Origin of the sequence: Variovorax robiniae (assembly GCF_037889955.1) — a bacterium.
Taxonomy (GTDB): domain Bacteria; phylum Pseudomonadota; class Gammaproteobacteria; order Burkholderiales; family Burkholderiaceae_C; genus Variovorax; species Variovorax robiniae.
Genome location: NZ_JBBKZS010000001.1, coordinates 734,987 through 747,536 on the forward strand (window position 1 = coordinate 734,987; position 12,550 = coordinate 747,536).

Here is a 12,550-nt window from a genome sequence, read left to right on the forward strand (position 1 = left end):
CAGGAATTCGTCATCGGGCGGGGGCGCGCCAGGCCTGCGTGCGGCGGTCGATCCATTTGCCGAGCAGCATGTAGAGCAACGTGACCACCGCAGAGGTCGCGGCAATCAGCACAGCCATGGCCGCCGCGGGCCCGGTGTCGCCGGCCTCGTCGAGGTTCAGGATCGCGACGGAGGCCAGCTTGGTGTCCGGCGAGTAGAGGAACACGACCGCCGAGATCGTCGTCATCGCGTTGATGAAGAAATAGCGCGACACATCGATCAGCGTCGGCAGGCAGATCGGCAGGGTCACGCGCCAGAAGGTCTTGTAGAACGGCACCTTAAGCGAAGCCGACACTGCCTCGAACTCCGCATCGATGGCCTTGAGCGCCGTCACCACGGTCAGGTGCCCGGTGGTGTAGAAGTGGACGATCGTGCACAACACCATCAGCGGCATCGTGTGGTACAGGAAGTTCAGCGGGTTGACCGGCGCGTTGAAGAAGAAGATGTAGCCCAGGCCCAGCACCAGCCCTGGCACGGCCATCGGCAGCATCCCCATGAGGCGGATGATCGGCCGCACCCAGTCCAGGCCGCGCGTCTTCTCCAGCAGGTAGGCACCGGCGAACACCACCGCGGTACCGATCACGGCCGTGCAAGCGGACAGCTCGAGGCTGTTGAGCATCGCGTCGCCCAACTCCGCGTCGACCAGCCCGGAGATGTAGTGAACGAAGCTGGGCTTGAGGTTGTAAGGCCACAGGGTCGCGAAGGAGGCGAACACGGCCATGAAGAACATCGCCAGCATCAGCCCGACGATCAGTACGCAATAGATGCTCATCGCCGCATCGAAGCCCGGCGAGCGCCGGGGCACCAGCGGCACGGCCCGCGCGGTCAACATCGCGGTCTGCTTGCGCTGCACCAGGTAGTCGATGCCGAAGGTCAACGCCGCCGGCGTCAAGAGCAGCAGAGCCACCACCGCGCCACGCTGGAAGTCCTGCTGGCCGATCACCAGCTTGAACACATCGGTCGCCAGCACGTTGAAGTTGCCGCCGACCACCTTGGGAATGCCGAAGTCGGTGATGACCAGCGTGAAGCACACCAGCGCCGCAGAGATCAACCCGTACTTGGCGCCCGGCAGCGTGATGGTGAAGAACTTGCGCAGCGTGCTGGTGCCCAGCGCGTTGGCCGCCTCGTACAGCCGCGCATCGGCCAGCGACAGGGCCGTCACCAGGATCATCAACACATGCGGAAAGGTCGCGAAGCATTCGGCCAGCACGATGCCCGACGCACCATAGATGCCCTTGAAGCCGAGCATCAACCACAGCTCCTTCGCGATGCCCTGGTTGCCAAACCAGTAGATCAGCGAGATGGCCGACAGCAACGACGGCGCCAGCAGCGGCAGCAGCGTGATCGCACGGAACAACGGCTTGGCCGGCATGCAGCTTCGTGTGAGCGCATAGGCGAAGGCGAAGGCCAGCGGCACGACGATGAGCGTCACCAGCACCGACACCTGCACGCTGTGCCACAGGCTCTGCAGCAGCGCGGGCGACGCGAGGTACGCGGCAAAGGCGTCGAGGCCCGTTCCGCCCTCGGGTGCATCGAGCACCTTCCCCAGGATCAGCAGCAGCGGCGCGACCAGCCCGATGCACAACAGGGCGACCGTGCCCAGCAGTGCGACATTGGCCAGCCTGTCCGGCCAGTTCACCAACTGCTTCGGCGGCGCAGCCTTCCAGACGGCAGCGACCATGCTCAACGCCCCACAGGCACGGGGAACACGCGCAGCCGGTCGGCGCGCAGCGCGAAGTTCAGTTGCGCCCCCTCGCGCACGCCGAATTCGTCCATCTGGTTCAACGAGAACTGCAGTTGCAACGGCTGCCCCGGAATGGCATCGACCGCCACTTCCGCCAGGCAGTTGCCACCCAGGAACTCCACATGCCGCACCGTGCCGACGCAGCGCATCGGATCATCGTCGCGCACGCCGTCGATCACGCGGTCTTCCGGTCGCAGGTAGAGCGCGACCTCGCGCCCCGGCCTGAAGTCGGCGCCGTTGGCGGGCTGGCATTGCACCCGCATCTCGCCGCAGCGGAACCAGCGATCGCCCTCCGCCACCGCCTCGAGCCGGTTCACCTTGCCCACGAAGTCAGCGACGAAGGGCGAGGCCGGCTCGCGGTAGACCTCCATCGGCGTGCCGACCTGCTCGATCACACCCTGGTTCATCACCACGATGCGGTCGGCCACCGACAACGCCTCTTCCTGGTCGTGCGTGACCATGACGGTCGTCACGCCGAGCTTGCGCTGCAATTCGCGGATCTCGTTCCGCAAGTGCACCCGCACGATCGCGTCCAGCGCCGACAACGGTTCATCGAGCAGCAGCAACCCCGGCGAAGTCGCCAGCGCCCGCGCCAGCGCGATGCGTTGCTGTTGCCCGCCCGACATCTGCGCCGGGTACTTGCCGCCGCTGCCCGGGAGGCCGACAAGCTGCAGCAACTCCTCCACGCGCGGCGCGATCAGCGAGCGCTTCTGCTTGCGGTTGACCAGCCCATAGGCCACGTTCTGCGCCACCGTGAGGTTGGGGAACAGCGCGTAGGACTGGAACATGATCCCGTAATCGCGCCCGGCCGGCGGGAGCACCGAGATGTCGCGGCCGGCCTGCCGGATGCGGCCCGCCGACTGCATCTCCAGGCCCGCGATGATCCGCAGCAGCGTCGTCTTGCCGCAGCCCGAGGGGCCGAGGAAGCAGACGAACTCGCCGCGCCGGATCGACAGGTGGACGTCGTCCAGCGCCACGAAGGCGCCGAAGCTTTTCTTGATGCCCCGGAGTTCGAGGTAGTTGTCGTCGTCAATCACGCTGCGGGCAATCTCACTTCTTCGGCTCGCTCTTGGCGTCGTAACGCTTCGTCCATTCGGCCAGCGTGCGGTCCCGGCCGGCGGCGGCCTGGTCGAAGTTGAGCTTGATCAGGCGCGCCTCGTAGTCGTCCGGAATGTTCGGCAGCTTGGGCGCCACGCCCGGCTGCGCCGTGATCGCGAAGTTCTTGCCGTAGAGGAGCATGGCGTCCTTCGACGAAGCCCAGTCGGCCAGCTTCTTCGCGGCTTCCAGCTTCTTCGTGCCCTTGTAGATCGCATAGCCCTCCAGGTCCCAGCCCAGGCCTTCCTTGGGGAACACCAACTCGATCGGCGCACCCTTGGCCTTGTTGGTGTAGCCGCGGTATTCGAAGGAAATGCCCGCGACGTATTCGCCGGCCGCCGCCATGTTGCAGGGCTTGGAGCCCGAGTGCGTGTACTGGCCGATGTTCTCGTGCAGCGCGTCCATGTACTTCCAGCCGCCGCCCTTGCCGTTGTCGTCGCCCCACATCTGGAGCCACGCCACCACGTCGAAATAGCCAGTCCCGGACGAGGCCGGGTTGGGCATCACGACCTGGCCCTTGAACTCGGGCTTGGTCAGGTCCTTCCACGTCGTCGGGATCGGGATGTTCTTCTTCTTGGCCTCGACGGTGTTGACGCACACCACGGCGCCGAACACGTCCATGCCCCACCAGGCCGGCGGCGATTTCTTGTCACGGTACTGCGGCATGATCGCGTCGAGGTTCAGAGGTGCATAGGGCTCCAGCATGCCGTTGCGCTCGAACAGTGCCAGGCTCGATGCCGCCACGCCCCAGATCACGTCGGCTTGCGGATTGGCCTTCTCGGCCAGCAGCTTGGCCGTGATCACGCCGGTCGAGTCGCGCACCCACTTGATGTCGATGTCCGGGTTGACCTTGTTGAAGGCTTCCTGGTAGGCCTTCAGCTGGTCGGTCTCCAGCGCGGTGTAGACCACGAGCTGGGTCTTCTGCGCCCAGGCACCCGCCACACACGCCAGGCCGATCACGCCGGCCACCATCGATCTTGCGAATTTCATCTGCCCACTCCTGGTTCGAAAAAAAAGCAACTGTGCCGGCGCGAAAAGACACGCTCGTGACACATACGCCTAGCAAAATCGGGGCCTGCCGCAAGATATTGTCTATTGTTGTTTGTAGATCGTAGACAATCTGCGATGGGCAACCTACGATCCATCATGGTCAAGAAGATCTCCAGCAACCCAGCCATCGCACAGCTTCAGTGCACCTCGCTCGCCACCTTGGTGCAAGCGGAAATCGAACGCATGATCCTGGACGGCGACCTGCCCTCCGGCGCGAAGCTCACCGAATCCACGCTGGCCGAGCAGATCGGCGTCTCGCGCGGACCGGTGCGCGAGGCCTTCCGCATGCTGGAGGAAGCGGGCCTGGTCACCACCATCAAGAACCGCGGCGTGTTCGTGCGCGACGTGCCGATCGAGGAGGCGCTGGAGATCTTCGAAGTGCGGGCGGTGATGGACCTCTACGTCGGCCGCAAGCTGGCGCAGGGCCTGGCGACCACCCAGGTGAAGGAACTGCGCCAGTTGGCCGACGCGATGGACCAGGCCGTGAAAGCGGACAACGCCCACGACTTCCACCACTACAACCTCAAGTTCCACGACCGCCTGCTGGAGCTAGCCGGCAATGCCAAGCTCACCGCGACCTACCGCAAGCTGGTCAACGAACTTTCCCTGTTCCGGCGCCAGAACCTCACCAGCGAATCGATGGCGGTCTATGCGCGCGAGCATCGGCAGATCGTCAAGGCCATCGCCGGCGGCGACCCTGAGGCAGCGGGCCAGGCGATGTACCAGCACGTGATGAACAGCCGCGAACGCACCCAGCGCAACTACGCGCAGAAGAAGGCGGCGGAGGCCAAGGCGCATCTCTCGGGGTCCGCCGCGGCCCTGGAGGCCTGAGCATGGCGTTGTCGTTGGCAGACATCGAAGCCTTGTTCGCCCGCTGCGGCGCGGCGCAGTACAGCGGGGAACCGGTGACGCAACTCGAGCACGCATTGCAGACCGCCTGGCTCGCCGAGCAGGCCGGCGCCGACGATGAACTCGTGACGGCCGCCCTCCTGCACGACCTCGGCCACCTGCTCAACGACCAGGGTGAATCGCCGACGCTGCGCGGCATCGACGACTTGCACCAGTACTTCGCCCTGCCGTTCCTGCGCGGCGTGTTCGGCGCGCGCGTGCTGGGCGCCATCCAGTGGCATGTCGATGCCAAGCGCTACCTCTGCGCGACGCGACCCGACTACTGGCAGGCACTGTCCGCCGATTCGAAACGCAGTCTTGAACTGCAGGGCGGCATCTTCAGCGTCGAACGGGCGCACGAGTTCATCGCCCGCGAACATGCGGCCGATGCCGTGCAGGTGCGCCTGTGGGACGACCTGGCCAAGTCGCCCGATCTCCAGACCCCGCCGCTCGCGCACTACCTGGCACGCGCAAGAAGCTGCATGCTGGCCGCCGCGTGACGCTGACCGGACCGATCGTCCTGGCCGTGCTCTTCGGCGCGCTGCTGCATGCCGCCTGGAATGCCTTCATCAAGGCCGGCCGCGACAAGGCACTGGACACCGCGCTGGTCCACAGCCTCGGCATCTTCGTCGCGATTCCGCTGCTGATGCACACCGGCCTGCCGGAGCGCGCCGCATGGCCCTACATGGCCGCCTCGCTCGCAATTCACCTCGGCTACTACATCGCGCTGGCGGGCGCCTACAAGCATGGCGACCTGGGCCTGACCTATCCGCTGATGCGCGGCTGCGCGCCGCTGCTGGTGGCGCTCGGCAGCCTGGCCTTCATCGGGGAGCGCATCTCGACGACCGCATGGATCGGCGTGGGCGTGCTGAGCGTCGGCGTGTTCACACTGGGGCTGTCGCGATCGACGCCGGCGCCCGATGGCATATCGCATCGCGGCAAGGCGATCGGCTTCGCGCTGGCCAATGCCGCAATCATCGCCGTCTACACCGTGGTCGACGGCATCGGCGTGCGCGTCTCGGGCAATGCGGTGGCCTATGTCGCGGGCCTGTTCGTCTTCGACGGCATTCCCTACATGCTGCTGGTGCTCTGGCGCCGCCCGGGCCAACGCGTTGCGGCGCTGAACTACATGAAGGGCCGTTGGCCGATTGCCTTTGTCGGCACGGCGGCCTCGCTCGGCAGCTATGGCGTAGCCCTGTGGGCGATGACCCGCGCGCCGGTGGCGGTCGTCGCCGCGCTTCGCGAGACCTCGGTGCTGTTCGCCGCACTGATCGGCACTTTTTTCCTGCGCGAGACCTTCGGCTGGCAGCGCGCCATCGGGACCGTGGTCATTGCCGCCGGGGTGATGGCCTTGCGCCTCGGTTAGGGCCGCGCCCTGTCAGGCGGCCTGCCCGGCGGCAATAGGCCTGCCTGACATCGCGCCTTGTCGCGTGCGCTATTCGTGCCGCATCAATGCAACCGGAATCGTCAATTTCCGCCTCGCGCATGAGTACTTTCTCATGATGGACAGGAACTCCCGGTTTCAACTGTCACCGTGCCGCCCGACCTGATACCGAGCAGGAACTCTTTCGTTCGACGGGGTCGGTCATCCATGTGCGCTGCGGATGTACAAGTTCGCCCTCGAATCAGAAACGCGGGGGATTGAGATGATGAATCGTCAGTCAGCCGTTCTTCTTGCGCTGGTCGGCACCGGCATCGGCCATGTCGGCTCCGCCCAGGCCCAGGGCACTGGCTTGTTCACGGTCCAGCCGGCACAGCGAGACGCCCGCAGCAACGATCCGGTCGCGCGCCTGCCCACCACGCGCAGCTTCGCGGTGATCAATCCCAATCCGGCGATCGTGTCGGACGCCTCGCAGTCCATTGCCATCGACCTGCCCTCGGGGGCGGGGCGCATTGCGCTGAAGGAAGGATTCGAAACGCTGCGGGATGGAACGCAGGTCTGGCGCGGCAACTTTTCTCCGAGGCGAACGCGTTCGTCTTCGGAAGCGCCGACGGATGATGCCAACGCCGTCACCATCGTGCGCAATGGCAACAACATCGCGGGCTCGGTGCGCTACAACGGGCAGCTGTTCAGCATCATGCCGCTGGCTGGCGGTGGGCATGCCCTCGTCGAGGTCGACCTCGAGAAGTTCCCCACCGACAACAACGACGCCGTGCCCTCGCCGCCTGAAACGGTCGCTGCGGCGGGCGCAGCCGCAGGTCCGCCGTGCGCACCGGCATGGAGCGCCGGGCAGGTCTATGACGTCGCCGGCAAGCGCGCCAGCCTGAACGGGCAGAACTACGAGAACAAGTGGTGGACGCAGGGGGACGACCCGTCACAGAGCGGGCAGTGGGGGGTGTGGAGTGCGGTCGGGGCGTGCGGAGCAGGGGCACCTGCTCCTGCACCTGCTCCTGCACCTGCTCCTTCGCCAGCGCCCGCTCCGGCGCCTGCACCCGTTCCACCTCCACCTCCACCTCCACCTCCACCTCCACCTCCACCTCCACCTCCACCTCCACCTCCACCTCCACCGCCCGCGCCAGCGCCATCACCTGCGCCCGCACCGGCCCCCTCGTCGTCATCGTGCGGCCCCGGCTGGTCGTCAGGCTCGGTCTATGCCACAGCGGGCACGCGCGTCAGCTGGAAAGGCAAGAACTATGAGAACAAGTGGTGGACTCAGGGCGATGACCCGACCGCGTCCGGCGCATATGGCGTCTGGCAGCTGTTGGGCGACTGCGGCGCAGCGCCTGCGCCCGCCCCGGCGCCAGTCCCTCCTCCGCCCCCACCACCACCACCGCCACCGCCACCACCGGCGCCAGCTCCCGCACCCGCTCCTTCCGTGGACGACACCACGACCCTGCGCGTCCTGATCGTCGCCACCAAGGACGCCATGCAGAAATACGTCTCCGACCTCCAGGCCCAGGCCCAGCTGGCCGTTGCACTGGCGAACCAGAGCTTCGTGAATAGCAAGGTCAAGATCAAGTTGGAACTGGCCGGCACCTGGGTGGATCCCGACTATGTCGAGGACAAGGACTACAGCACCATGCTCCACAACCTTCGCTACAAGGACGACGGAAAGCTCAAGGGGGTCGATGCGCAGAAGGCCGCAACCAAGGCCAACATCGTGCAGATGTGGGCCACCAACAACTCGTATTGCGGCCTGGCGTACACCGGGGTCGCCTCCAGCGCCGGGGCCTACAGCGTGGTCTGGGGAGCGTGCCTCACGAACGGCACCACGACGACCCACGAGATGGGCCACAACCTCGGCGCGAACCATGACACCGCAACGCCCAAGGAAGGCAGCTACGCCTATGGCTACAACCAGGGCACATGGAGCACCATCGAGGCCGGCACCCCCGCGAAGCGTGTGAACTACTGGTCAAACCCCGACATCTATTACGACGGCGTCCCCATGGGAACGCCGACCCGGAACAACGCGCGCGTGCTGAACGAAAGCCGGTTCAAGCTGCTGAAATGACGCCGACCCTCATCGGCGCCAGGGGCTTCAGTCGGCCCGCACGCAGTCCGCGTAGTACCGCTTCCTGCCGGTCTCGTCGACCTTGGCCACGAGCCCGTGGATGTCGGTCTCGAAGCCCGGGCATTCGGTGTTGAACTCGCGTGCGAACTTGAGGTAGTCCACGATCTTCTTGTTGAACACCTCGCCCGGGATCAGGAGCGGAATGCCCGGCGGGTACGGCGTGATCAGGCTGGTCGTGATGCGGCCTTCGAGCTGGTCGATCTCCACGCGCTCTGTCTTGCGGTGTGCGATGTGGGCATAGGCGTCGCTCGGCTTCATCGCGGGCGTGAGGTCGCTCAGGTACATCTCCGTCGTGAGCCGTGCCACGTCATAGCGTGCATAGAGCTTGTGGATGTGGTTGCACAGGTCGCGCAGGCCCAGGCGCTCGTAGCCGGGATGCTGCTGGCAGAACTCCGGCAGGATGCGCCACATCGGCTGGTTGCGGGCGTAGTCGTCCTTGAACTGCTGCAAGGCCGTAAGCAAGGTGTTCCAGCGGCCCTTGGTGATGCCGATGGTGAACATGATGAAGAAGCTGTAGAGGCCGGTCTTCTCCACTATCACGCCGTGCTCCGCGAGGAACTTGGTCACCACGCTGGCCGGGATGCCGGTCTCGGCGAACTTGCCCTGCAAGTCCAGGCCCGGCGTGACGATGGTCGACTTGATCGGGTCGAGCATGTTGAAGCCGTCCGCCAGCTTGCCGAAGCCGTGCCAGTTGCGGGCCGAGCTCTTGGTCTTCTTGTCGCTGCTGCCCTCGCCCTTCATGACCCAGTCCTCGGCACGGCCGATGCCTTCCTCGACCAGCTTCTCCGGGCCCCAGACCTTGAACCACCATTCGTCCTTGCCGAATTCGTCCTCGACCTTGCGCATGGCGCGGCGGAAGTCCAGCGCCTCGAGGATGGACTCCTCCACCAGCGCGGTGCCGCCGGGCGGCTCCATCATGGCGGCGGCCACGTCGCAGCTCGCGATGATGGCGTACTGCGGGCTGGTCGACGAGTGCATCAGGTAGGCCTCGTTGAACAGGTCGCGGTCCAGCGCGCGGTTCTGCGAGTCCTGCACCAGCACGTGGCTGGCCTGGCTGATGCCGGCCAGCAGCTTGTGAGTCGATTGCGTCGCGAACACCAGCGACTCCTTCGGCCGCACGCGGCGCTTGCCCATCGCGTGGTAGGCGCCGTAGAACGGATGGAAGGCCGCATGCGGCAGCCAGGCCTCATCGAAGTGCAGCGTGTCGACGTAGCCGTCGAGCATGCCCTTGATGGTCTCGGTGTTGTAGATCACGCCGTCGTAGGTCGACTGCGTGAGCGTCATCACGCGTGGCTTGACCTTGTCGGCATCGACACCGGCCAATAGCGGGTTGGCCTTGATCTTGGCCTTGATGGCGCTGGGCTCGAACTCGCTCTTGGGGATCGGGCCGATGATGCCGAAGTGGTTGCGCGTGGGCTTCATGAAGACTGGAATGGCGCCCGTCATGATGATCGCGTGCAGGATCGACTTGTGGCAGTTGCGGTCCACCACCACCACGTCGTCCGGCGCGACCGTGTGATGCCACACCATCTTGTTGCTGGTGCTGGTGCCGTTGGTGACGAAGAAGCAGTGGTCGGCATTGAAGATGCGCGCCGCATTGCGCTCGCTCGCGGCCACCGGGCCGGTGTGGTCGAGCAGCTGGCCGAGTTCTTCCACGGCATTGCAGACGTCGGCGCGCAGCATGTTCTCGCCGAAGAACTGGTGGAACATCTGGCCGACCGGGCTCTTCAGGAAGGCCACGCCGCCGGAGTGGCCGGGGCAGTGCCAGGAATAGGAGCCGTCTTCCGCGTAGTCGATCAGGGCCTTGAAGAACGGCGGCTGCACGCCCTCCAGGTAGCTCTTGGCCTCGCGGATGATGTGGCGCGCCACGAACTCCGGCGTGTCCTCGAACATGTGGATGAAGCCGTGCAGTTCGCGCAGGATGTCGTTGGGCAGGTGGCGCGAGGTGCGCGTCTCGCCGTAGATGTAGATCGGCACCTCGGCGTTCTTGCGGCGCACCTGGTCGATGAAGCTGCGCAGGTTGAGCACGGCGGGGTCGAGGTCCGGGCCGGGCGTGAACTCCTCGTCGTCGATCGACAGGATGAAGGCGCTGGCACGGCTCTGCTGCTGGGCGAACTGGCTCAGGTCGCCGTAGCTGGTGACGCCGAGGACTTCAAATCCTTCGCTCTCTATGGCTTGTGCGAGCGCGCGGATGCCAAGGCCCGAGGTGTTCTCGGCGCGGAAGTCCTCGTCGATGATGACGATGGGAAAACGGAATTTCATGGGCGTGCCCGGATGGGGAAAAGAGGCGCGAAGTGTAAGGAATTCCAATGTCCACCATCTGACCGTATGTCCGAAAATGCAGCCGGATTCATGTACAGGAGCAATTTCATGGAGCTTTCCACCGTCTGGTGGTTGATCGCGGGGGCTGCCATCGTGCTGGAACTGATGTCCGGCACGGTGTACCTGTTGCTGCTGGGCGTAGGCTTTGCGGCGGCCGCCATTTCGGCGCATCTGGGCGCGGGTCTGACGACGCAACTGGTCGTGGCGGCCGTAATTGGCGTCGGCGCGGTGCTGGCCTGGTACGTCATCCGCAAGCGCCGGCCGCCCGAGCTGCCGGCGCAAGCCAATGCCGACGTCAACCTCGACGTGGGCGGCAGCGTCCAGGTCGACGCCTGGAACAGCGACGGCACCGCCAGCGTGCGCTATCGCGGCGCCCAATGGACGGCGATGCATCGCCCCGGCGTCACGCCGACCACCGGGATGCACCGCGTCTCGGAAGTGATCGGCAGCCGCCTCGTCGTCGACAAGATCTGAAAACGCAGCAAAAGGAACCGCACCATGGAAGTCGCAGCCGTCATCCTCGTCATCGCCATCATCTTCATCAGCCAGTCCGTGAAGTTCGTGCCCCAGCAGAACGCCTGGGTGCGCGAGCGGCTCGGCAAGTACAACGGCACGATGACGCCGGGGCCCAACTTCCTGATCCCCTTCATCGACAAGGTGGCCTACAAGCACAGCCTGAAGGAAATCCCGCTCGACGTGCCCAGCCAGATCTGCATCACGCGCGACAACACGCAGCTGCAGGTGGACGGCATCCTCTACTTCCAGGTGACCGACCCGATGCGCGCGAGCTACGGCTCATCGAACTACATCGTGGCCGTGACGCAACTGGCCCAGACCTCACTGCGCAGCGTGATCGGCAAGCTGGAACTGGACAAGACCTTCGAGGAGCGCGACATCATCAATGCGCAGGTGGTGGCCGCGATCGACGAGGCGGCGCTGAACTGGGGCGTGAAGGTGCTGCGCTACGAGATCAAGGACCTGACGCCGCCCAAGGAGATCCTGCAGGCCATGCAGCGCCAGATCACAGCCGAGCGGGAGAAGCGCGCGCTGATCGCCGCCTCCGAGGGCCGACGCCAGGAGCAGATCAACATCGCCACCGGCGAGCGCGAGGCCTTCATCGCCCGCTCGGAGGGCGAGAAGCAGGCGCAGATCAATAACGCCCAGGGCGAGGCCGCCGCCATCACCGCGGTGGCCGAGGCGACCGCGGGCGCCATCTCGCGCGTGGCCGCCGCCATCCGCGAGCCTGGCGGCGAGCAGGCGGTACAGCTCAAGGTGGCCGAGCGTGCGGTGGACGCCTACGGCAAGGTCGCGGCCGATTCGAAGACCACGCTGATCGTGCCGAGCAACATGACCGAGACCGCCGCTTTGATCGCATCGGCGATGCGAATGGTTCAGGCCGGAAAAACGACCCCAACTGCGGGTTAGAATCGTGGGCTTCGGAGCGGTGGATGAGTGGTTTAAGTCGCACGCCTGGAAAGCGTGTGAGGGTTAATAGCCCTCCGCGGGTTCGAATCCCGCCTGCTCCGCCAAAATGAATGAAGCCCTTGCATTGCTGCAAGGGCTTTTTTCTTTCTCGGGCGCCGATGCCGGCGCGCGACAACCCGGGGGCGGTCTACGACGTGTTCACAGTGAGGAATGGCGAGCAGATCTTCCTGGCGGCGGTCAGCGATGCGCAATGGTTGCTGTTCTGCGATGGCCCGAAGGCAGGCGAGACCGTCAAGACCACGCTGTTCCCGATCACCCTGGAGGGCCATCGATTGGGCGTACGGTTGAGCCCGCCGAAGCTCGGCGAACACAGCACGGAACTGCTGCGCGGCATGGGCTGCACGGATGCCGAGATCGCGGACATGCGGGTGCGCGGCATCGTGTCCTGAACCGCGTCGCACGACAAAAGAAG

At 65.4% G+C, this 12,550-nt stretch carries 10 protein-coding genes, 1 tRNA gene and 1 pseudogene; 8 read left to right on the forward strand and 4 right to left on the reverse strand.

Translation table 11 applies throughout. The annotated features are described in order from the left end of the window. Window positions 1-10: 10 nt before the first annotated feature. The 3 genes from WKW79_RS03190 to WKW79_RS03200 are packed head-to-tail and all read right to left on the reverse strand — an operon-like array spanning window position 11 to window position 3,868. A complete protein-coding gene (locus WKW79_RS03190; protein WP_340333640.1) occupies window positions 11-1,720 on the reverse strand; it encodes a putative 2-aminoethylphosphonate ABC transporter permease subunit in 1,710 nt (569 codons plus the stop codon). Window positions 1,721-1,722: 2 nt separating this feature from the next. Continuing rightward, complete coding sequence (locus WKW79_RS03195) at window positions 1,723-2,817, reverse strand: putative 2-aminoethylphosphonate ABC transporter ATP-binding protein (protein ID WP_340333848.1); 1,095 nt, start codon at window positions 2,815-2,817, stop codon at window positions 1,723-1,725. Between the two features lie 16 nt (window positions 2,818-2,833). Continuing rightward, window positions 2,834-3,868, reverse strand: coding sequence for a putative 2-aminoethylphosphonate ABC transporter substrate-binding protein (locus WKW79_RS03200; RefSeq protein WP_340333641.1), 1,035 nt, complete (start codon window positions 3,866-3,868; stop codon window positions 2,834-2,836). A 156-nt stretch (window positions 3,869-4,024) separates the two neighbouring features. Between WKW79_RS03200 and WKW79_RS03205 the strand changes: the two genes are divergently transcribed. The 4 genes from WKW79_RS03205 (at window position 4,025) to WKW79_RS03220 (ending at window position 8,271) form a co-directional block, all read left to right on the forward strand. Next, window positions 4,025-4,759, forward strand: coding sequence for a phosphonate utilization associated transcriptional regulator (locus WKW79_RS03205; RefSeq protein WP_340333642.1), 735 nt, complete (start codon window positions 4,025-4,027; stop codon window positions 4,757-4,759). Window positions 4,760-4,761: 2 nt separating this feature from the next. Continuing rightward, on the forward strand, window positions 4,762-5,316 hold the full coding sequence (locus WKW79_RS03210; protein WP_340333643.1) for a phosphonate degradation HD-domain oxygenase: 555 nt from the start codon (window positions 4,762-4,764) through the stop codon (window positions 5,314-5,316). Next, entirely contained in the window at window positions 5,313-6,182 is an 870-nt protein-coding gene (locus tag WKW79_RS03215) for an EamA family transporter (RefSeq protein ID WP_340333644.1), read from the forward strand. The genes WKW79_RS03210 and WKW79_RS03215 overlap by 4 nt, the downstream gene beginning before the upstream one ends. 283 nt (window positions 6,183-6,465) lie before the next feature. Further along, window positions 6,466-8,271: a M12 family metallo-peptidase gene (locus WKW79_RS03220; protein ID WP_340333645.1), complete on the forward strand. Its 1,806-nt coding sequence runs from the start codon at window positions 6,466-6,468 to the stop codon at window positions 8,269-8,271. Between the two features lie 27 nt (window positions 8,272-8,298). Here WKW79_RS03220 and WKW79_RS03225 read toward each other — a convergent pair whose 3' ends face one another. Beyond that, a complete protein-coding gene (locus tag WKW79_RS03225; RefSeq protein ID WP_340333646.1) occupies window positions 8,299-10,593 on the reverse strand; it encodes an Orn/Lys/Arg family decarboxylase in 2,295 nt (764 codons plus the stop codon). Window positions 10,594-10,701: 108 nt separating this feature from the next. Between WKW79_RS03225 and WKW79_RS03230 the strand changes: the two genes are divergently transcribed. The 4 genes and pseudogenes from WKW79_RS03230 to WKW79_RS03245 all read left to right on the forward strand — a co-directional run. Continuing rightward, on the forward strand, window positions 10,702-11,127 hold the full coding sequence (locus WKW79_RS03230; protein WP_340333647.1) for an NfeD family protein: 426 nt from the start codon (window positions 10,702-10,704) through the stop codon (window positions 11,125-11,127). Window positions 11,128-11,151: 24 nt separating this feature from the next. Continuing rightward, complete coding sequence (locus WKW79_RS03235) at window positions 11,152-12,078, forward strand: SPFH domain-containing protein (protein ID WP_340333648.1); 927 nt, start codon at window positions 11,152-11,154, stop codon at window positions 12,076-12,078. A gap of 13 nt (window positions 12,079-12,091) precedes the next feature. Next, window positions 12,092-12,182 (forward strand) — tRNA-Ser (locus WKW79_RS03240). A 48-nt stretch (window positions 12,183-12,230) separates the two neighbouring features. Next, window positions 12,231-12,527: pseudogene (locus WKW79_RS03245) on the forward strand (hypothetical protein); the annotation flags it as partial. Window positions 12,528-12,550 lie beyond the last annotated feature (23 nt).